Origin of the sequence: Stenotrophomonas sp. JAI102 (assembly GCF_013409105.1) — a bacterium.
Lineage (GTDB): Bacteria > Pseudomonadota > Gammaproteobacteria > Xanthomonadales > Xanthomonadaceae > Stenotrophomonas > Stenotrophomonas maltophilia_AA.
On sequence record NZ_JACCCI010000001.1, the window covers coordinates 1,743,724 to 1,764,668 of the forward strand.

At 66.8% G+C, this 20,945-nt stretch carries 18 protein-coding genes; 3 read left to right on the forward strand and 15 right to left on the reverse strand.

The window, feature by feature from the left end:
• The first annotated feature begins 5 nt into the window (after window positions 1–5).
• Window positions 6–1,493 carry an MATE family efflux transporter gene (locus HDC96_RS08085; protein WP_179459469.1) on the forward strand — a complete coding sequence of 496 codons (1,488 nt, stop codon included), beginning with the start codon at window positions 6–8 and terminating at the stop codon, window positions 1,491–1,493.
• Here HDC96_RS08085 and HDC96_RS08090 read toward each other — a convergent pair.
• The 8 genes from HDC96_RS08090 to ffh form a co-directional block, all read right to left on the reverse strand.
• A complete protein-coding gene (locus tag HDC96_RS08090; RefSeq protein ID WP_179459470.1) occupies window positions 1,490–1,867 on the reverse strand; it encodes a DUF6404 family protein in 378 nt (125 codons plus the stop codon). The two genes, HDC96_RS08085 and HDC96_RS08090, sit on opposite strands and share 4 nt — an antisense overlap.
• Window positions 1,868–1,952: 85 nt before the next feature.
• The gene (rplS, locus tag HDC96_RS08095; protein WP_019184486.1) at window positions 1,953–2,360 is read right to left on the reverse strand and encodes a 50S ribosomal protein L19; all 408 of its coding nucleotides are present in this window, start codon (window positions 2,358–2,360) and stop codon (window positions 1,953–1,955) included.
• A gap of 154 nt (window positions 2,361–2,514) precedes the next feature.
• Window positions 2,515–3,273: a tRNA (guanosine(37)-N1)-methyltransferase TrmD gene (gene trmD, locus HDC96_RS08100; protein WP_179459471.1), complete on the reverse strand. Its 759-nt coding sequence runs from the start codon at window positions 3,271–3,273 to the stop codon at window positions 2,515–2,517.
• Between the two features lie 5 nt (window positions 3,274–3,278).
• Window positions 3,279–3,791: a ribosome maturation factor RimM gene (rimM, locus tag HDC96_RS08105; RefSeq protein ID WP_176990034.1), complete on the reverse strand. Its 513-nt coding sequence runs from the start codon at window positions 3,789–3,791 to the stop codon at window positions 3,279–3,281.
• A 43-nt stretch (window positions 3,792–3,834) separates the two neighbouring features.
• Window positions 3,835–4,095 carry a 30S ribosomal protein S16 gene (rpsP, locus tag HDC96_RS08110; protein ID WP_017356068.1) on the reverse strand — a complete coding sequence of 87 codons (261 nt, stop codon included), beginning with the start codon at window positions 4,093–4,095 and terminating at the stop codon, window positions 3,835–3,837.
• Between the two features lie 127 nt (window positions 4,096–4,222).
• A complete protein-coding gene (locus HDC96_RS08115) occupies window positions 4,223–5,011 on the reverse strand; it encodes an aminotransferase class IV family protein (RefSeq protein WP_179459472.1) in 789 nt (262 codons plus the stop codon).
• Entirely contained in the window at window positions 5,008–6,084 is a 1,077-nt protein-coding gene (locus tag HDC96_RS08120; RefSeq protein WP_179459473.1) for a nitronate monooxygenase, read from the reverse strand. Before HDC96_RS08120 ends, HDC96_RS08115 begins: the two co-directional genes overlap by 4 nt.
• Window positions 6,085–6,160: 76 nt before the next feature.
• A complete protein-coding gene (gene ffh, locus HDC96_RS08125; RefSeq protein ID WP_019184491.1) occupies window positions 6,161–7,540 on the reverse strand; it encodes a signal recognition particle protein in 1,380 nt (459 codons plus the stop codon).
• A gap of 130 nt (window positions 7,541–7,670) precedes the next feature.
• On the opposite strand from ffh, the gene ccsA reads away from it, so the two are divergent.
• On the forward strand, window positions 7,671–8,465 hold the full coding sequence (gene ccsA / locus HDC96_RS08130; protein WP_179459474.1) for a cytochrome c biogenesis protein CcsA: 795 nt from the start codon (window positions 7,671–7,673) through the stop codon (window positions 8,463–8,465).
• 76 nt (window positions 8,466–8,541) lie between these two features.
• Here ccsA and HDC96_RS08135 read toward each other — a convergent pair whose 3' ends face one another.
• The 3 genes from HDC96_RS08135 to radA all read right to left on the reverse strand — a co-directional run bounded on the left by HDC96_RS08135 (window position 8,542) and on the right by radA (window position 14,344).
• Window positions 8,542–10,848 carry a hypothetical protein gene (locus HDC96_RS08135; protein ID WP_179459475.1) on the reverse strand — a complete coding sequence of 769 codons (2,307 nt, stop codon included), beginning with the start codon at window positions 10,846–10,848 and terminating at the stop codon, window positions 8,542–8,544.
• A gap of 35 nt (window positions 10,849–10,883) precedes the next feature.
• Window positions 10,884–12,743 carry an ATP-binding protein gene (locus HDC96_RS08140; RefSeq protein ID WP_179459476.1) on the reverse strand — a complete coding sequence of 620 codons (1,860 nt, stop codon included), beginning with the start codon at window positions 12,741–12,743 and terminating at the stop codon, window positions 10,884–10,886.
• A gap of 221 nt (window positions 12,744–12,964) precedes the next feature.
• Window positions 12,965–14,344, reverse strand: coding sequence for a DNA repair protein RadA (gene radA, locus HDC96_RS08145; RefSeq protein WP_088432155.1), 1,380 nt, complete (start codon window positions 14,342–14,344; stop codon window positions 12,965–12,967).
• 148 nt (window positions 14,345–14,492) lie between these two features.
• Here radA and HDC96_RS08150 point away from each other — a divergent pair, with 148 nt between their 5' ends.
• A complete protein-coding gene (locus HDC96_RS08150; protein ID WP_179459477.1) occupies window positions 14,493–16,556 on the forward strand; it encodes a bifunctional diguanylate cyclase/phosphodiesterase in 2,064 nt (687 codons plus the stop codon).
• Window positions 16,557–16,640: 84 nt separating this feature from the next.
• Here the strand turns inward: HDC96_RS08150 and cyoD are convergent, their stop codons facing one another.
• Genes cyoD through cyoA form a run of 4 tightly spaced genes read right to left on the reverse strand, consistent with a single transcriptional unit; the run spans window position 16,641 to window position 20,711 of the window.
• Window positions 16,641–16,991 carry a cytochrome o ubiquinol oxidase subunit IV gene (gene cyoD, locus HDC96_RS08155; protein WP_121043457.1) on the reverse strand — a complete coding sequence of 117 codons (351 nt, stop codon included), beginning with the start codon at window positions 16,989–16,991 and terminating at the stop codon, window positions 16,641–16,643.
• The gene (gene cyoC, locus HDC96_RS08160; protein ID WP_046272182.1) at window positions 16,991–17,632 is read right to left on the reverse strand and encodes a cytochrome o ubiquinol oxidase subunit III; all 642 of its coding nucleotides are present in this window, start codon (window positions 17,630–17,632) and stop codon (window positions 16,991–16,993) included. Before cyoC ends, cyoD begins: the two co-directional genes overlap by 1 nt.
• Window positions 17,629–19,626 (reverse strand): cytochrome o ubiquinol oxidase subunit I, encoded by a 1,998-nt coding sequence (gene cyoB, locus HDC96_RS08165; RefSeq protein ID WP_179459654.1) that lies wholly within the window; start codon window positions 19,624–19,626, stop codon window positions 17,629–17,631. Before cyoB ends, cyoC begins: the two co-directional genes overlap by 4 nt.
• Window positions 19,627–19,634: 8 nt before the next feature.
• Window positions 19,635–20,711, reverse strand: a complete 1,077-nt coding sequence (gene cyoA / locus HDC96_RS08170) for a ubiquinol oxidase subunit II (protein ID WP_176990043.1) — start codon at window positions 20,709–20,711, stop codon at window positions 19,635–19,637.
• Between the last annotated feature and the right edge of the window lie 234 nt (window positions 20,712–20,945).

Consider the following 20,945-nt stretch of genomic DNA (forward strand, 5'->3'; position numbering starts at 1 on the left):
TCCCCATGGCCAAAGCGCCGCTTGACCTGACCACCGGCCCGATCGGGCGCAACCTGTTCCTGTTCGCCCTGCCGATCCTGGCCGGCAACATCGCCCAGTCGATGAACGGCTCGGTGAATGCGATCTGGGTCGGCCGCTTCCTTGGTGAAGCCGCGCTCACCGCCACCGCGAACGCCAACAACATCATGTTCTTCCTGATCGGCTCGGTGTTCGGGATCGGCATGGCCGCCTCGATCCTGATCGGGCAGTCGATGGGCGCACGCGACCTTCGCCAGGCCCGGCGCGTGATGGGAACCAGTGCGACGTTCTTCATCGGCCTGTCGGTCGTGATCGCGATCGCCGGCTGGTGGCTGTCGCACCCGCTGCTGGCGGCGATGGGCACGCCCGCCGAATCCCTGCCGCTGGCCGAGGCCTACCTGCGCATCATCTTCCTGGCGATGCCAACGCTGTACGCCTTCGCCTTCCTGAGTTCGGCGCTGCGCGGCGTCGGCGATTCACGCACGCCGTTCCGCTTCCTGCTGCTCTCGGTGGTGCTGGATATCGGCTTCAACCCGCTGCTGATCTTCGGCATCGGCCCCTTCCCGCAGCTCGGTATCGCCGGCGCGGCCTGGGCCACGCTGATCGCGCAGACCCTCTCGCTGCTCGGCCTGCTCTGGTACATGCGCAACAAGCGCCATGTGCTGTGGCTGGGGCGCAAGGACATGGCGCTGTTCAAGATCGATGGCGAGATCCTGCGCGCCCTGGTGGTCAAGGGCGTGCCGATGGGCCTGCAGATGGTGCTGATCTCGCTGTCGATGATTCTGATGATGACCATGGTCAACAGCTACGGCACCGACACCGCCGCCGCGTATGGCGCCTCGCTGCAGCTGTGGACGTACGTACAGATGCCGGCAATGGCGATCGGCGCGGCGTGCTCGACCATGGCCGCACAGAACGTAGGTGCGCAGCGCTGGGACCGCGTGCGCGGCACCGCGCGCAGCGGCGTGCTCTACAACTTCCTGCTGACCGGCGTGCTGATCCTGCCGCTGATCCTGCTCGATCGCTACACGCTGGCCCTGTTCCTGCCCGAAGGCAGCCAGGCGCTGGAAGTGGCGCGCCACCTCAACCACATCGCGGTGTGGTCGTTCCTGTTCTTCGGCGTGAACTTCGTGATCTCCGGGGTGGTGCGCTCGACCGGCGCGGTGATTCCGCCGCTGCTGATCCTGGCCGCCTCGTTGTGGGGCATCCGCGTGCCGTTCGCCGAACTGCTGCAGGACCGGTGGGGCGCCGATGCGGTGTGGTGGAGTTTCCCGGTCAGCTCGTTCTGCGCGATGCTGATGTCGCTGGCGTATTACCGCTGGGGCGGCTGGCGCAAGGCGCGCATGCTGCCCAGCCACCACGAGGAGCTGGCCGCGCCGGCCGAGGTCCCCGCTTCGCCCCCCTCGCCCGTGGCGGACCCGAACCCGAGCACGCCGCTCCAGCCGGCCCCGGCAGGCACCGCACGGCCGGATTAAGGGGCGCGCCCCTGCAGGAGCGTCTTCCAGGCGGGCAGTTGGTAGCGACGGCGCTGGTAGCGCATCAGCAGCGCCATCAGCACGCCGAACAACAGCCCGGCCATGACAGCACTGCCGATGGTGATACCCAGCGTAAGCGAGCCAAGGTCCAGCACCAGCCCCATCAAGGCACGCCACAACACGCCCCACAACACGCCAAACAGCCCGCCCATCACGAACAGGTTGGCACTGAAGCTGGCGAGCAGCGGTGGCGGCACGCGCAGCCCCATGCGCCACAACAGCCGATGCATCGGCGGTGCGCGCAGCGCGGGTGGCACGTTGGCGTCGGCCATGGCCTTCAGGGCGTTGCGAACATCAGCGGGATAACGGTCCATGTGCTTCTCCATCACGCGGCCACAAACGCAAACGGCCACCCGAAGGTGGCCGTTTGAGGCGACAACCGGAGTTGTCGGCCGGGAATTACTGGGCAGCCTTGGCAGCCAGGCGCGCGGCCTTGGCCTGCGCAGCAGCAGCCAGATCTTCCTTGATGCGGGCAGCCTTGCCTTCCAGGCCACGCAGGTAGTACAGCTTGCCGGCGCGGACCTTACCACGACGCTTCACTTCGACCGAGTCGATGATGGCGCTGTGGGTCTGGAAAACGCGCTCGACGCCGTAGCCGTGCGAGATCTTGCGGACGGTGAACGCGGAGTTCAGGCCGGCATTCTTGGTGCCGATGACGACGCCTTCGTAAGCCTGGACGCGCTCACGGTTGCCTTCCTTCACCTTCACGTTGACGACGACGGTGTCACCCTGGCTGAACTTCGGCAGCTCGCGGGTGATCTGGGCGGATTCGAAGTCCGAGAGGATGGATTTGTTCAGCTTGCTCATGGGTGCACCGATAGTGTTCGGGTGGTCGTGTCGTTCGACAACGTGGGCTCATGCAGTCACCGGACTGTGCTGCACGTTTTTTGTAGGGATCCTGCCAACGGGCCCCAAAAGGCCGATGGCAATCCCGAATTGTAAACAAGATCCGGCCCCCGCGCTAGGGGGTCGGATACTTGGCATCCGCCTGCCGCGCCTGCTCCAGCAGGAGGCGGTCGGCCTTGGACAACCGGCCTTCGTCGAGCAGGTCCGGCCGCCGCAGCGCCGTGCGCAGCAGCGACTGCTGCCGGCGCCAGCGGGCGATGGCGGCATGGTTGCCCGAGCGCAGCACATCGGGGACGGTGCCCCATTCATGCTGGGCCGGATGGCTGTAATGCGGGCAGTCCAGCAGACCCTGCGGGCCTTCGAAACTGTCCTGGGCGGCCGATTCGGCATCGCCGAGGGCCCCCTCCTGCAGCCGGGTCACTGCATCGACGATCACCGCCGCGCCCAGCTCACCGCCGGACAGGACGTAATCGCCGAGCGAGATCTCCTCGGTGACCTCGGCCTCGAGGAAGCGCTCATCGATGCCTTCATAACGGCCACAGAGCAGGATCATCCGCGGCAGTGCCGCCAGTTCGCGGACCTTGGCCTGGGTCAGCGGCTTGCCCTGCGGGCTGAGGTAGATCACCGGTGCGGGCGCCGGATCGGCGGCTTTCGCGGCCGCCAGGCAGGCCCGCAGCGGTTCGATCAGCATGACCATGCCCGGGCCACCGCCGAACGGACGGTCGTCCACCCGGCGGTAGTTGCCTTCGGCATAGTCACGCGGATTCCAGCCGTGCAGTTCGAGCAGGCCGCGCTCAGCGGCACGGCCGACCACGCCCAGCGCGGCCGACTGTGCCATGAACTCGGGGAACAACGTGACGACGTCGATACGCATCCGGGTTAGAACTCCGGATCCCAGTCGACCACGATCAGGTTGGCCTCGAAATCCACCGAGACGACGAACTCGGGCTGCACGAACGGAATCATCCGCTCACGGTCGCCCTGCACCACGAGCACGTCGTTGGAGCCGGTCGAGAACAGGTGCGAAGCACGCCCCAGTTCAACGCCATCGACGGTGCGCACCTGCAGACCTTCCAGATCGACCCAGTAATACTCGTCCGGCTTCGGCGGCGGCAGTGCACTGCGTGCGACATAGACTTCGGTCCCGTACATCGCCTCGACCACATCGCGGTCGGTGATGTCGGGAAACACGGCCACGAGATGCTTGCCGGACTGACGTCCGCGCGCACCGGTGAGCGTGCTCTCCTGGCCGGCGGGGGTACGCAGGATCCAGGGCTGGTAGTGGAAAATGGCGGTACGCGGCTCGGTCCAGGACTCGAGCTTGATCTCGCCTCGCACACCAAAAGCGCCGACAATCCTGCCCAGCAGGATCCGGCGCTCGGTATCTTTCATCTGTATGGACCGAATGGGCCGCGGCAGGCGCGGCCCGTCAGGATCAGGCCGCGGAGGCCTGGGCCTTGGTCGCTTCCTTGTACAGGTTGCGAACCTTGTCGGTCATCTGGGCGCCGTTGGCGACCCACTTGTCGACCAGCGGCAGGTCCAGCACGATGCGGGACTCGGCACCCTGGGCAACCGGGTTGTAGTAACCGACGCGCTCGATGTTGCGGCCATCACGGGCGCTGCGCGAGTCGGTCACGATGATGTGGTAGAACGGACGCTTCTTGGCGCCGCCGCGGGTCAGTCGAATCTTGACCATGGTGTTGTTTCCTCAATTGCCCAGTCGCCAGGATGGCGCGGTAAGCCGGCGATTATAGCGGCGGCCTCCGGTCATTCCAAGCCTGTGAAGACCGGGAAAGCTGAACAGGGCCTGCAGATCCGGCGGCTCAGGCCACCAGCGGCTGCCAGGGCGCTGCCCGCAGCACCTGCCGGGCCTTGGCGCACAGCGCTTCGGAGTTCGCCAGCACGACCCCATCGATCGCCGCGATCGGCCAGAGGCCGGCCGCGTTGCAGGCGATGGCGGCATTGAATCCGGACAGGTCCGCCAGTGCGACCGGCCGTACCTGCTGATCACCGCCCCACCCCGCCTGCAGCAGACGCTCGTGGGTGCCGCGCAGGGCCGGCGCCTGCGGCCAGACCAGCGTGCTGCCCGAGGCGAACGCGATGTTCCAGGTGGTGCCTTCGCTGACAAGGCCGTCGTCGCCGACGAACAGCGCGTCGTCCACGCCTGCCTGCAACGCTTCCCGGCGATGCTGGAACAGCGCGAACGTGCCGACATGCTTCACATGCGGCAGCTCGCGCTGATAGCGGACCGTCCGCAGTCGCCGCGTTATCGCCGGCAGATCGACCGGCGGCGCGACGGCGACCAGTACGTCCACGGCGACGGGCTGCAGCGGCCGCCGGAAATCGAACTGGCGCGAAAACACGGTCACCCGCAGCGAGGCATCGACAGCCCCTTCGGCCTGCAGCGCGTCGTGCATCCAGGCCCGCACCTGGAGCGGATCCAGCGCGCTGCCGAACAGTTCATGCGTACCCGCCTGCAGGCGCTGCAGATGCAGATCCAGCCCCTGCACCGCGCCCTTGCGCACCTGCAGCGAGGTGAAATGGCCGTAGTTGGTGAGTGCACCGGCAAGATCATCGGCGCTGGCGGCGCGGCCATTGCAGTAGAGCGTCATCCGAGCAGCGCCTTCGCATCGGACCACATCTGCTGCAGCACCTCGGCGGCCGGGCGTGCCGGGGCCATCCACGCGGACTGCCCGGCCCAGGCCTGCATGGCATCGACATTGTTGTCCCGGCCCGCCTGCGCGCGCATCGGGGCGGTCAGCCCACGCTGCACCGGATAAGGTCGCGGCGGTGGCGCCTCGACTACGGCGGCCGCGCGGACATACGCCGTCGCCAAGCCACGCCCGAGCCGGCCACTGAAGGCGCGCGTCGGCCAGGTGTCTTCCGGCTCGGCCTCGGCCAGCGCCTGCGACCACGCCGGATTCAAGCCGCACTCCGGGGTGCGCAGGAAGGCCGTACCGACCTGCACCGCACTCGCGCCCAGGGTCAGTGCCGCCGCGATGCCACGACCGTCGGCGATGCCACCGGCAGCGATGACGGGGATCTCCAGGTGGTCGGCCAGCCGCGGCAGCAGCGCGAACAGCCCGACCAGCTGGCGCTCGGCCGCGTCCGGATCGAACGCGCCACGATGGCCGCCCGCTTCGAAGCCCTGTGCGACCACCGCATCGGCGCCGGCGGATTGCGCGGCCAGCGCTTCAGACAAGGTCGTGGCGCAGGCGATCCAGGCGATGCCCACGTCTTTCAGGCGCTGGACCTGTGCCGCCGTGAACACGCCCATGATGGTCGAGGCCACCGCCGGGCGCGCCTGGATCAGGGCATCGAACTGCGCATCGAAATCGGCCGGTCCGGCATCGGCGGCACTGGCCGGCACCTCCGGACCCCACTGCGCCAGGAAGCGGCGTGTCGCGGTTTCGGCATCGGCATCGCGCGACGGCAGCGGATCCGGAATCCAGACATTGACCTGCGCCGGCCCAGTGGACTGCGCGTGGAAGTCGGTCATCCACGCCACGATGTCCTGCGGCTGCGACAACACCGCGCCCATCGCGCCCATGCTGCCGGCATTGGCCAGCGCGGCCGACAGCGGCACCGGGCAGGCGCCGGCCATCGGCGCCAGCAGGATCGGGGCCTGCAATGCAAAACGCCGACAGAAGCTGTCGGCGCGTTCGAGAAGCGGGGAACCATTCACGCGCGGCGCACCTGGGGAAGGAGACGGTGCCAGCATACGCCGCACCTTCCCTGCCCGGAATGCACGCGCGCAGGACTCAGCGGAACGGCATGCCGCCGCGGCCGCCCATGGCGCCCATCATCCCCTTCATGCTGCGCATCATGCCCTTCATGCCGCCGCCGGCCATCTTGCTCATCATCTTTTCCATCTGCTGGAACTGCTTCATGAGCTTGTTGACGTCGGCCGGGGTCAGGCCGGAACCACGCGCGATGCGGGCGCGGCGCGAGCCGTTGAGCAGGCCCGGGTTGCGGCGCTCTTTCTTGGTCATCGAGTTGATGATCGCGATCATGCGCGGCACTTCCTTGCCCTGGCTGACCTGCTGCTTGAGGTGCTCGGGGATCTGGCCCAGGCCCGGCAGCTTGTCCATCAGGCCGCCGATGCCGCCCATGTTCTGCATCTGCTCGAGCTGGTCGCGCATGTCGTTCAGATCGAACTTCTTGCCCTTGGCGACCTTCTCGGCCAGCTTCTGCGCCTTGTCCTTGTCGACCTGCTGCTCGACCTGTTCCACCAGCGACAGCACGTCGCCCATGTCCAGGATGCGGCTGGCGATACGGTCCGGGTGGAACACGTCCAGGCCGTCCGGCTTTTCACTCACGCCGACGAACTTGATCGGCTTGCCGGTGATGTAGCGCACGCTCAGCGCGGCACCGCCACGGGCGTCACCGTCGGTCTTGGTCAGCACCACGCCGGTCAGCGGCAGCGCATCGCCGAAGGCCTTGGCGGTGTTGGCGGCATCCTGGCCGGTCATGGCATCGACCACGAACAGCGTTTCGGCCGGGTTGACCGCGGCGTGCAGCGCCTTGATCTCGGCCATCATCGCTTCGTCGATGGCCAAGCGACCGGCGGTATCGACGATCAGCACGTCGACGAACGACTTGCGGGCGTCATCGATCGCGGCGCGGACGATGGCTTCCGGCTTCTGGTCGGCGGTGGACGGGAAGAACAGTACGCCGACCTGGTCGGCCAGGGTCTTGAGCTGCTCGATCGCGGCCGGTCGGTAGACGTCGGCCGAGACCACCATCACCTTTTTCTTGCGCTTTTCCTTCAGGTGCTTGGCCAGCTTGCCCACCGTGGTGGTCTTGCCCGCACCCTGCAGGCCGGCCATCAGGATGATCGCCGGCGCCGGCACGTTGAGGTTCAGGTCCGACGCGGCCGAACCCATGACCGCGGTCAGCTCGTCGCGCACGACCTTGATCAGCGCCTGGCCCGGGGTCAGCGACTTGAGCACTTCCTGGCCGACCGCGCGCACCTTGATGCGTTCGACCAGCGCCTGCACCACGGGCAGCGCGACGTCGGCTTCGAGCAGCGCGATGCGGACTTCGCGGGTGGCCTCGCGGATGTTTTCCTCGGTCAGGCGACCGCGGCCGCGCAGCCGCTCGATGGTGCCGGAGAGGCGCTGGGTCAGGGACTCGAACATGGAAGCGACCTGTTCAGAACAAAAGACAATGAGACCGCCAGTATAACGGTTCCGCCCGGACTCCCGGACCGGCCCCGTCTGCGGCCCGCCGGGCATCGCCAGCACCCCGGGGGTATGCGAAACTGACACGATGACAATCGTTCTCATCGCGACCCTGCTGTACCTGACCGCCACCGGCCTGCTGGTGCGCGCGGTCGTCCGCGATGATGCGGTGACCTCACCGGCCTGGCTGTGGCCGGCGCTGCCGGCGATGCTGCTGCACGGCGGTTATCACGTGCTGGTGGCGATGCGTACCAGCGGCGGGCCGGACATGCACTTCTTCGCCGCCCTGTCGCTGGTCGGCCTGGGCATGGCGTGGCTGACCTCGCTGGTCGCCGCGCGCGGGCGCATGGCCGCACTGGGGGTCCTGGTGTTCCCGATGGCCGCGGCCGTGATGTGCATCTACCACGCCTACGGCCACGCGCCGAGCAGGCCGCTGGGCTGGCAGCTGGCCACGCACGCGTGGATGGCCCTGCTTGCATACGCCACGCTGAGCGTGGCCGCCTTGCTGGCGATCATGCTGTGGCTGCAGGAGCGCGCCCTGCGCCGCCGCGATTTCCGCCCGTGGCTGCGCGCCCTGCCCCCGCTGGCCGACCTGGAAGCGCTGCTGTTCCGGGTGATCGCGGTCGGCTTCGCGCTGTTGACGCTGACGCTGGTCACCGGCGTGCTGTTCGTCGATGACCTGCTGGCCCAGAAGCTGGTGCACAAGACGGTGCTGAGCATCCTGTCCTGGATCGTGTTCGGCACTCTGCTGATCGGCCGCCGCCGCTATGGCTGGCGCGGCGCCAAGGCCGTGCACTGGACCCTGACCGCGATGGCGCTGCTGCTGCTGGCGTTCTTCGGCAGCCAGTTCGTGATCGAACTGGTGTTCGGGCGCGCCCGATAGAAACGTGCCGACCAACGGTCGGCACCTACCCGTGCACCGCGTGCCGATCGTTGGTCGGCACGCGGCCCGCCGGGGCTTACAGACCGTAGCGTTCGATGGCCTCCAGGTGGCGCTGCGCGTCCTGGTTGCAGGCTTCTGCCAGGCGCAGCCAGCACATCGGGTGCGTCCACGCGGCGGTAGCCTCGACCAGGAAGCGGTGCAGTGCCAGCGGTGGCTGGTCCTTCGGCTGCGCAAGGGTGAACAGGACGCCGGGCAGATGGCCGCCCTCGGTGTCCGGATCGGTCAGCTGATAATCATCGCGACTGTGCTTCCACAGCTTCCAGCCACGCGCCTCGACCGCCTCGGTGAAAGCGTTCCACGCCGCCTCGCCCGGGTCCACGCCATCGATCAGCCAGCTTGCCGCGTAGCCACCACTTTCCAGCGTATGCACCGCGGCATAGGTCGGCATGAAGTGCTCGCGCTCGGCCTCGTCTTCCGGCGCCGGGTGTACCAGTTCGGCGTCGAAGACCACCCAGTCGTCCACCCGCTGGGTGCGGTTGGCCGGGGCATTCTCGATGATGCGCGCGGTCACCGGTCCGGTACGGCGGGCGTAGTACTCGATCGGCTCGCCGCCATCCATGCAGCGGATGATGACCCAGCCGAAATTCTCCTCCACCGGCCCATCCGTGCTCTCCAGTTCCATGCCGATGGCAGCGGCCGAGTGGCGCACCGCCGGCCAGTCGCGCGCGGCGCTGGCGGCGGTCATGTGGTCCCAATGCGCACTGCGCGGCTCCTCCAGTACCTCGGTGAGGTGGCGGTAGTGCTGCGCGGCCTCCTCGAAACGTTTGGCAACCAGGTACGAGGAGGCAAGCATGCCGCGTGCGCCGTGCGACCCTGGCGACAGCGCCAGCAGCGCAGTGACCGCCTGTTCCAGTGCCGCCCAGTCGGACAGGCGCCGGGCCAGCTGCGCCTGGCACCAGAGGGCGAACACCGGCACCGTCACCTCGTAGTGGCGGACCAGGCGCAGCAGCCCGGCCTCATCGCCGCGCTGGGTCAACAGCCGCATCAGCGAATACGCGGGCTGGGCATCTTCTTCCGGATGCCGCTCCACGAACGCCCAGAGCAGCGCGATGGCATCGTCCTCAGCGCCACAGGCGCTCAGCGCCGAGGCGGCGGTGTCCACCAGCGCGGCGTCATCAGGCCGCTCTGCCACGCCCTGCAGCAGCCACTCCGCTTCGCGCTCGGGATCGCGCGACTGGTTTGCCTCGCCCTGCGCGGCCAGCCAGTCGAGCAGTTCCGCAGCGGGCACAGGGAGTGCGGCCGCAGCCGGCGCGGCATCGATGCGCGCAGCCATGTCCGCCACCTGCCGGGCTGCGCCGCGGTCCTGGCGCAACTGGCCGAGATGGCGGCGGGCCAGTGCGAGGTGCCGGCGTGCTACCCACCCTGCCCCGCGCTGCAGCGCCATCTCCACGCACAGCCCGGCGATCTCGATCACGAAGCGATGCGCGCCAACGTCGGAAAAGTGCGCCAGGGTGGCGTTGAGACGGCTGCCCAGATCCCAGCTGTTGCGTTCCGGCGACGCCCGCACCAGCAGCGCGACCACGTGCGCCCACATGCGCCGGTAGTTCGGCGACAACTGGCCGAACGGCACCAGCGAGGCCAGCGCCTCTTCATCGCGGCCCAGCTGCGCCAGCGCCCAGGCTTTGGACAGCCTGCGCGGCACGGTGCAGTTGGCGGGTTCGTAATTTCCCTCGGCGGCGACCTCCCCTTCGCGCTGCTCGATCAGTGCCAGCGCCTCGGCGGCCCGGCCGCTGGCGAGCAGGATCTTGATGCGCGTTTCCGGGAAGCTGTCGTACACCGTGCCACCGTGCGCCAGGACGGTAGCGGCCTGCACGTCCAGGTAGGTCAGCGCCTCGTCGGCGCGGCCATCGTCGAGCAGCGCGTCGGCCTTCTCGCAGCTCAGGCACTGGAAGCATGCCCAGCTCGGGTCCACCCGCGACAGCGTCTCTTCGCACACCTCCACGCGCTCGGGCACCCAGCCCGGACCGTCGATGTTGCCGTAGCAGGCGGCCAGATCCTGGGTAACGCAGACCGACTGCGGGCATTCGGCTGTATCCGCGCGATGCGCACGCTCGAACAGCGCCACCGCGTCGCCCAGTGCCGACTCGCCCTCAACCCGGTTGCCGACCCGGTTGCGCATTTCCCAGTGGCCGACAAATACCTCCAGCCAAGGATTGCCCAAGGTCTTGCCCAGCGCACGCGCCTCGGGCAACAGCGCATCGACACGGTCCATGCGCAGTTCGCAGACGTCGTCGGTGAGCCGCGTCAGCAGCTGCGCACTCTGCGGCTGCCCGGCTTCGCCCAGGTCGTCCTGCAGCTTTTCCACCCAATTCCAGATATCCATGCGGTCCCAGCGTCCTCTTGTGTCGAAATGGAGAGTCAGCGCGGCGCCTGCAGCATCTGCTGCAGGGCCACGGCGATGTCGGCGAATGCGCGGTTGAGATCGCCGCTGCCGGTGCCGGCATCCTGTGCACGCCCCTGCGCACTGACGATGATCTTCAGCGAACGCAGCAGACGCGCAGCGGCCTCGGCCTGCGGGTTGTCGCTGCGCATCGCCGCCAGCAATGCCTGTACCGCGGGGTTGTCCAGGTTGATGTACAGGCGCGATACCTCGCGCGTGGCGATGCGCGCGGTGAACTGGCGCGCCAGCCGCAATGCCGCCATCGAGACGCGCTTGTCGTTGTCATCGTCTTCGAGGCGGCGCTTGAGTTCGGCTTCGCGGTCGGGCACCACCACCACCGGCAGCTCGATCGGGCTGAAATGCGCAGGCAGCAGCTGCTCGCCATCGCCCAGGTGCTGCTGAAGCCATGCGATGTCGGCCTCGGGCAGGCTGCCGGCCTTGAACAGCGCGCGATTGCCCTGCTCGGTGCCCAGCTCGACCAGGCGCATGCCCTTGGCCTGCGCCCAGCGTCGCAGGAACGGCACCACGGCGTAGCGATGACCATGCGCGACAGGAACGCCCATCGCCCGGAACAACATTTCCTCGAAGCCGCCGCCGCTGTCCAGGATCACATGCAGCGCGCCGCGTGAGGGCAGCTCGCTGGCTTTCATGTCGCCCTGCGAGGTCGGCACGCGCACATGCTCCATCAGAAGCTGGAACAGGCGCTCATCGCACAGTGCCGCGCCGAGCAGCGCTTCGTTGTGGCGGGCCAGGACCCGGCGCCATGCCTCCGGCTGCTGGCGCGCCACCTCGGCCAGGCCTTCGATCAGGGCTTCGCCCAGCGCATGCTGGACCGAGCGGTAGGCCTCGTCGCGCTGCAGGTCTTCGCGGCTGGCAGTGGGGGTGAGGCGATTGGATTCGATCACCCCGCCGATGAAGCCGGCCCACGGCGGCAGCAGGTCGCGCGCGTCGTCGTCCAGCAGCATGCCGCGCACGAACACGGACAGGTTGCGGTTGTCGCTGGTGCCATAGGTGGCACCGTCCTGCACCCACAGCAGGCCCACGCCATCGCTGCCGGGCGCGGCACGCACGGGCACGGCGCAGATCGGTTCGAAGTTGCGCTCGAAGCGTGCGGCGAATTCCACCGCGCGGCGCTGCGCCTGCAGCGGGTGCAGCACCACGCCATCACGGGGGCGCCACGGCGGCGGCTCGGGGTTGATCGGCTGCGCGTCGTGGCCGATATAGATCGGTTCACCCAGCAGCGCACAGTAGCGGCCGAGGATGTCGCGCAGATGCGCTTCCTGGGCCAGGTGCTGGAAGTCCGCGTGCAGCTCCAGCAGCACTTCGGTGCCGACCGCACGCGCTGGCATCGGCGACACGGTGTACTGCTCGGCGTTGCTGGACACATAGCAATGCCCCAGCGTCGGGGCCTGGTAGGAGGTGGTGCGCAGCGTCACCCGCCGTGCCAGCACGAAGGCGGACAGGAAGCCCAGGCCGAACATCCCGATCAGGCCTTCATCGTCCTCACCGGCCTGGCGCAGGCCGCGGGTATAGCCCACGCCCACGGTAGCCAGGTAGTCGTGGATCTCGCGCTGGGTCAGGCCCGCGCCGGTATCGATGATGCGCACGATGCCGTTGCCGGCATCGCCATGCACTTCGATGCGGCCCGGCTCGACCCAGTCGGGTTGCTCAAGGCGGCGGCGGACCAGGGAATCGTGCGCGTTCTGGACCAGTTCGCGCAGGGCGACCACCGGGGTGGAATACAGATGCTTGCCCAGAACCGTCATCAACCCATTGAGATCGACACCGGCACGACGGATTTCAGTGGCGCCGGCGGCGTCGAGGGTCGTCTCTTCCATGTAATCGTTTTCTCCGGGGTGCGTGCCCCGGCGTCGAAATGCGCCGGGGCGAGGAAGCGCCGGGAAAACTAGCACAGCCCTGTGTGATTGCGGCTGCGTCCTGGCGCCGTCATCGAGGCCCTCAGCTGCGCGCCGGGAAGGCCCGCAGCCTTGGCAGTAAAAGCCCGGAGTGCCCTTGCTTCACTGGGTGGCGGATGAACTGCAGCTGTGCGGCCTGTCACTCACAGCGCGTCGATCGCCTCCGACAGCCGCTCCACCGCGATCACCTCCATGCCCTTCACGCTGCCGGTCTTCGGCGCATTCGCCTTGGGCACGATCGCCCGCTTGAAGCCGTGCGTGGCCGCTTCGCGCAGGCGGTCCTCACCGTTGGGCACCGGGCGGATCTCGCCGGACAGGCCGACCTCGCCGAACGCGATCGTCTTCTCGGCCAGCGGCCGGTCCTGCAGCGAAGACAACACCGCCAGCAGCACCGGCAGGTCGGCCGCGGTCTCCTGCACGCGGATGCCGCCCACCACGTTGACGAACACGTCCTGGTCGCCGACCAGCACCCCGCCGTGGCGGTGCAGCACCGCCAGCAGCATCGCCAGCCGGTTCTGCTCCAGGCCCACCGCGACCCGCCGCGGGTTGGACAGCGGCGAGGCATCCACCAGCGCCTGCACTTCCACCAGCAGCGGACGGGTGCCCTCGCGGGTGACCATCACGCAGCTGCCGGGCTGCTGGGTGCTGCCACCGGACAGGAAGATCGCGGAGGGATTGGAGACTTCCTTCAGCCCCTTCTCGCCCATCGCGAACACGCCCAGCTCGTTGACCGCGCCGAAGCGGTTCTTGAACGCGCGCAGCAGGCGGAAGCGGCTGCCGCTCTCACCTTCGAAATAGAGCACCGCATCGACCATGTGCTCGAGCACGCGCGGGCCGGCGATGCCGCCCTCCTTGGTCACGTGGCCGACCAGGAACACGGCCGTGCCGGTCTCCTTGGCGAAGCGCACCAGCCGTGCCGCGCTCTCGCGCACCTGGCTGACCGAACCGGGGGCGGCGGTCAGCGATTCGGTCCACAGCGTCTGTACCGAATCGGCCACGATCAGCCGCGGCTTGGCCACGCTGGCGTGCTGCAGGATCGCCTCGACTTGGGTTTCGGCCAGGGCATTGACGTTGTCCAGCGGAAGATCCAGCCGCACCGCGCGGCCGGCGACCTGCGAGAGCGACTCCTCGCCGGTGATGTACAGCACCGGCAGCGACGCGGCCATCTTCGCCACCGCCTGCAGCAGCAGGGTGGATTTGCCGATGCCCGGATCGCCACCGACCAGCACCACCGCGCCTTCGACCAGGCCACCACCCAGCACGCGATCGAACTCGCCGATGCCGGTACTCACCCGCAGGTGCTCGGTCTGCTGCACATCCTTGAGCGCCATGATCTTCGGCGCGTCGACCTTGCCGGCCCAGCCGGAGCGGCGCGACGCCGGCGAGGACTTGGCGGGCGTGGCGCTTTCCAGCGTGATCTCGCTGAGCGTGTTCCAGACCCCGCACTCGGTGCACTGGCCCTGCCACTTGCTGTATTCGGCGCCGCATTCACTGCAGACGTAAGCGGTGAGTCGCTTGGCCATGTCCACTTCCGCTTCAGAATCGATGGGGCAGGATAGCCGAGCCGCGTCGCAACAACCGAGACGCCGGGCGTACGCGCTCAAGATTCCGGCCCCGGTGCCGATACTGCGGCGGGCCACCGCCCCTCCTCCAATTTCTCCAGGTTTCTCCATGACCGGCACCTACAGCCAGAGTCTTGTCGTGTTCTCGCTGCTGGTCGCCATCCTCGCCTCGTATACGGCGCTGGACATGGCCGGTCGCCTGGCCAGTACCCGTGGCCGGGTCGCCCGCTGGTGGCTGGCCGGTGGCGCGGGCGCGATGGGCCTGGGCATCTGGTCGATGCACTTCATCGGCATGCTCGCCTTCGATCTGCCGATCCCGGTCGGCTATGACCTGGCGATCACCCTCTACTCGCTGGCGGTGTCGGTCGGCGCCTCGGCCTATGCCCTGTGGCTGGTCTCGCGCGCGGAGCTGCCGTGGTCGCGGTTGTGTGCCGGCGCGGTGCTGCTGGGGCTGGGGATCGCGGCGATGCATTACCTGGGCATGGCCGCGCTGGAGATGCAGCCGGGCATCGACTACGACCCGCTGTGGTTCACCGCCTCGATCCTGATCGCCATCGGCGCGGCCGGTGCGGCGCTGTGGATCGCGTTCCGGCTGCGCCTGGAACAGCGCCGTCCGTTCCTGCTGCGCGGCGTGGCCTCGCTGGTGATGGGCCTGGCGATCGTCGGCATGCACTACACCGGCATGGCGGCGGCCACCTTCCCGGAAGGCGCGCTGTGCGGCGCGGCGTACGGCCAGGGGATCGATACCAAGTGGCTGGCGGTGCTGGTGATCGTCACCACGCTGGCCACGCTGGGGATCGCATTGATCGCCTCGGTGTTCGATCGCCAGATGCGTACCCGCACCGGCCTGCTCGCCGATTCGCTGGCCCAGGCCAACGAGAAGCTGATGCAGGCCGCTCTGCACGACCCGCTGACCCAGCTGCCCAACCGCATGCTGCTGCAGGACCGGATCGAACAGGCCATCGAAAAGGCACAGCGCCGGCAGTTCAGCTTCGCGGTGATGTTCTGCGACCTCGATGGATTCAAGGCGATCAACGATGCCTACGGCCATCAGCTCGGCGACCAGCTGCTGATCCAGGTCAGCGAACGGATCACCGCGCTGCTGCGCGCGCAGGACACCTTCGCACGCCTGGGCGGCGACGAGTTCGTCATCGTGTTCCAGGTGGAGGATCCCGAAGACGCGGCCGTGGTCGCCGAACGCATCATCGCCAGCGTGGGCGAACCCTTCGAGATCGACGCACTGGAACTGCAGGTCAGCGCCAGCCTCGGCATCGCGCTGTATCCCGCCGATGCCAGCACCGAGCGCGACCTGATGGCGCATGCCGATGCGGCGATGTACCACACCAAGGACTCGGGCCGGAACGGCTATACCTTCTTCACCCAGTCGCTCAACGTCAGCGCCAACCGCCAGCTGAAACTGCTGCAGGAGCTGCGCAAGGCGGTCAGCCGCAGCGAGCTGGTGCTGCACTACCAGCCCAAGTTCCAGGCCAACGGGAAATCGCTGATCGGCGCCGAAGCACTGGTGCGCTGGCAGCATCCCGAGCTGGGCCTGCTCTCGCCGGATGCGTTCATCCCGATCGCCGAGCGCAGCGGGCTGATCCTGTCCATCGGCGAGTGGGTGCTCGACCAGGCCTGTGCGCAGCTGCGCCACTGGCACGATGCCGGGCACCCGGACTGGACGATGGCGGTGAATCTGTCGCCGCTGCAGTTCGGCTCAAGCACCCTGCTCGAGACCGTGCAGCGCACGCTGGACAAGCATGGGCTGGACCCGAAGCGGCTGACCCTGGAAGTCACCGAGACCACCGCGATGCGCGACGTGGAAGCCAGCCTGCTGATCCTGCACGGTCTGACCGCGATGGGCGTGAACATCTCCATCGATGATTTCGGCACCGGCTACTCCAGCCTGCTCTACCTCAAGCGCATGCCGGCCACCGAGCTGAAGATCGACCGCGCCTTCGTGCACGACCTGGAAGACAACGCCGAAGACGCCGCGATCGTCTCCTCGATCATCGCGCTGGGCCGCTCGCTGCAGCTGCAGATCGTCGCCGAGGGCGTCGAGACCGCCGGTCAGCGCCAGTACCTGAGCGACATGGGCTGCGATCAGCTGCAGGGGTATCACCTCGGGCGGCCGGTCGATGCCGTGGAGTTCATGCGGCTGGCCAAGGCGGCGTAACGCGCGGCACTTTCGCCAGCGCATCGCCCAACAGAAAGGCCGCCCGAGGGCGGCCTTTCTGCGTGTGGCAACGTCGGAGAGACGTCAGTGCATCATGTGCACGTTCATGTTGTGCATGACCCACAGCGAACCGGCGACGATGATGCCGATCACCACGACGGTGAAGGCCGCCGCGCTGACGTTCCAGCGCTGTTCCGAGGAGCGGTCCAGGTGCAGGAAGAACACCAGGTGCACCAGGATCTGCAGCACCGCGGCAACGACGATGATGACGCCGGTGGTGAAGCGCGGCAGGTCGCCATGCATGACCGCCCAGAACGGGATGATGGTCAGCACGGCGGCCAGGACGAAGCCGATCAGGTAGGACTTGACGCTGCCATGGCTTTCGCCGGCAGCGCTGTGGCCATGATCGTGTGCGTGATTGTCATGTGCGGCCATTACAGCGCTCCATTCAGATAGACGACGGAGAACACGCCGATCCAGATCAGATCCAGGAAGTGCCAGAACAGGCTCAGGCACGCCATGCGGGTCTTGTTGGTCTGGGTCAGGCCGTTCTGCTTGATCTGGATGAACATGATCAGCAGCCACAGCAGACCCGCGCTCACGTGCAGGCCGTGGGTACCGACCAGCGCGAAGAACGCCGACAGGAACGCACTGTGGTCCGGACCGTAGCCCTGATGGATCAGGTGGTTGAACTCCCACACTTCCATGCACATGAAGCCGAAGCCCAGCAGCCAGGTCAGGGCAAGCCATGCGTACATCTGGCCCACCTTCTGCTTGTGCATGGCGATCATGCCCAAGCCGAAGGTCAGCGAGGAGACCAGCAGCAGCGTGGTTTCCCAGGCGACGAAGGACAGCTCGAACAGGTCCTTCGGGCCCGGGCCACCGTCGGTGCCGCCGGACAGCACGATGTAGGTCGCAAACAGCGTGGCGAAGATGAGGCAATCGCTCATCAGGTACACCCAGAAACCGAAGACGGTATTGCCGCCGGTGTCGTGGTGCTCGTGGTCGTCATGGCCGTGGGCCGCCGCGTGCGCGGCGTGCCCATGGTTCATGGTGTTGGGGATAGTGGTGCTCATGCCTTCAGCTCCGATTTCACCAGGCCCTGCGCCACCAGGTGGCGACGGTGCTCATTCTCGATCCGCTCCACTTCCGCGGCCGGCACGTAGTAATCCACGTCCTTGTCGAAGGTGCGCCAGATGAAGGTGCCGATCATGCCGATCATGCCCACGATCGCCAGCCACCAGATGTGCCAGATCATCGCGAAGCCGAACACCAGGCTGAAGGCGCCGATCACCACACCGGTGCCGGTATTGCGCGGCATGTGGATGTCGGTGTACTTGGCCGGGCGTTCCCACGCCTCACCACGCTGCTTGCGCTCCCAGAACTCGTCCAGTTCGTTGACGCGCGGCAGCGAGCCGAAGTTGTAGAACGACGGCGGCGAAGAGGTTTCCCACTCCAGCGTACGGGCGTCCCACGGATCGCCGGTCAGGTCGGCGGTCTTCTTGCGGTCGCGGATCGACACGGCGATCTGGATGATCTGGCACAGGATGCCGGCGCCGATGATGAAGGCACCGCACATGGCGATGATCAGCAGCGGCTGGTATTCCAGGTTCGGGTAGCTCTGCATGCGGCGGGTCATGCCCATGAAGCCCAGGATGTAGAGCGGCATGAACGCGACATAGAAGCCGATGAACCAGCACCAGAACGCGCGCTTGCCCCAGGTTTCGTTGAGGCGGAAACCGAACATCTTCGGCCACCAGTAGGTGATGCCGGCGAACATGCCGAACACCACGCCGCCGATGATGACGTTGTGGAAGTGGGCGATCAGGAACAGGCTGTTGTGCAGCACGAAGTCGATGGCCGGGATCGCCAGCATCACGCCGGTCATGCCGCCGATGGTGAAGGTGACCATGAAGCCGATCGTCCACAGCACCGGGGTCGTGAACTGCACGCGACCGCGGAACATGGTGAACAGCCAGTTGAAGATCTTCACGCCGGTCGGGATCGAGATGATCATCGTCGTGATGCCGAAGAAGGCATTGACGTTGGCACCCGAGCCCATGGTGAAGAAGTGGTGCAGCCAGACCAGGAACGACAGCACGCCGATGCAGGCCGTCGCGTAGACCATGCCCTTGTAACCGAACAGCGCCTTGCGCGAGAACGTGGCGATGACCTCGGAGAACACGCCGAAGGCCGGCAGGACCAGGATATAGACTTCCGGGTGACCCCAGATCCAGATCAGGTTGATGTACAGCATGGCGTTGCCGCCACCGTCATTGGTGAAGAAGTGCGTGCCGAGGTAACGGTCCAGGGTCAGCAGCACCAGGGTGATCGTCAGCACCGGGAAGGCGGCGATGATCAGCACGTTGGTGACCAGCGCGGTCCAGGTGAAGATCGGCATCTGCATCAGCTTCATGCCGGGCGTGCGCATCTTCAGAATGGTGATGAAGAAGTTGATGCCGCTCAGCGTGGTACCCAGGCCTGCTACCTGCAGGCCCCAGATGTAGTAGTCGACACCTACCCCTGGACTGTATTCCTTGCCTGACAACGGCGGGAAGGCCAGCCAGCCGGTCTGCGCGAACTCACCGACACCCAGCGAGATCATCACCAGGCCCGCGCCCGCCACGAACAGCCAGAAGCTGAGCGAGTTGACGAACGGGAAGGCGACGTCGCGTGCGCCGATCTGCAGCGGCACCACGACGTTCATCAGGCCGGTGATCAGCGGCATCGCCACGAAGAAGATCATGATCACGCCGTGGGCGGTGAAGATCTGGTCGTAGTGATGCGGGGGCAGCACGCCCTCGTTGCCGCCGGCGGCCATCGCCTGCTGGATGCGCATCATGATCGCGTCGGCGAAGCCGCGCAGCAGCATGACGAAGGCGACGATGAGGTACATCACGCCGATCTTCTTGTGATCCACCGAGGTGAACCACTCTTTCCAGAGATAGCCCCACAGCTTGAACTTGGTGATCAGGGCCAGCACGAGCAGGCCACCGATCCCCGCGCCGATCAGCGTGGTGATGATGATCGGATCGTGCGGGATGTCGGCAAAGGTCAGTTTACCCAACAGATTCATGGTCATTCTCCCGAGCCGTCGTGACCGGCGTGACCGGCTGCGGCGTGCTCGTCTGCAGTGTGTGCGGCGTCCGCGGCAGCGGGCTGGTCGGCATGGACCGGCAGCTTCGCAGCGTCGTCGTGGGCTCCGCTCATGGCCTGCATGTCGTGGCCTTCATGGCTTTCGCCCTCGGCGCCGTCATGCTTCATGGCCTTGTGGTCGTGCTTCATGCCGTAGTGCTGGTTGTCGCCCATATGCTTGGCGATGACCCAGTCGAACAGGCCGGCCTCGGTGGTGCCGTAATAGGTCACCGGGTGCCAGTCGTGGTTCTTCTCGGCGACCAGCGCAGCGAAGGCGGTCTTGTCCAGGGTCGCGCTTTCGGCACGCACCTTGGTCAGCCACTGCTGGTACTCCGCCTCGGTCACCGAGTGCGCGGAGAAATGCATCTTGCTGAAGCCCGCGCCGCTGTAGTGCGAGGACATGCCCGGGAACTCACCGGTCTCGTTGGCGATCAGGTGGAGTTTGGTCTCCATGGCCGTCATCGAGTAGATCATGCTGCCCAGGTGCGGGATGAAGAATGCATTCATCACCGAATCGGACGTGATCTTGAAGTTCAGCGGGGTATCGACCGGGAAGGTGATCTCGTTGACGGTGGCGATGTTCTCTTCCGGATAGATGAAGAGCCACTTCCAGTCCAGCGAGATGGCTTCGATCACCACCGGCTTCTTGTCCGAGTCCAGCGGACGGTACGGATCCAGCGCGTGCGAGGAACGCCAGGTCAGCACGGCCAGCACCAGCACGATCATGCACGGGATCGACCAGACCACCACTTCGATGGCCGTGGAGTGCGACCACTTCGGCTCGTAACGGGCCTTGGTGTTGGTCGCACGGTACTTCCACGCGAAGGTGAGGGTCATGATGATGACCGGCACGACAACCAGCAGCATGAGCACGGTGGCCGTGATCAGCAGGGTCTTCTCGTCGTGGCCGATCTGGCCCTTGGGGTTGAGGATGGCCGAGTTGCAGCCCGTCAGGAACACGGACAACGCAAACAGCAGGCCCGGACGCAGGAAGCGTCCAAGGGGTTTCAACGGAATCATCGGTCGATCCAATTGCGTAGGGAATGCCAGTTCAAGCCCGCCTCCGTCCCAGCCAAAGCCGGTGGTGCCGGTCCAAGGGGACAGGCACGAAGGACGATCATGTCAGCCTTCTAATTTTAGGCCGTCACGCATCATTTAAGAAAGGCATTGACAATGATCCAGCGCAGGAAAGGCCTGTTTTAGGCTGCGACACGTTGTCGCAGTGCCGGGCAATGACCCGATTCGGCAACATTC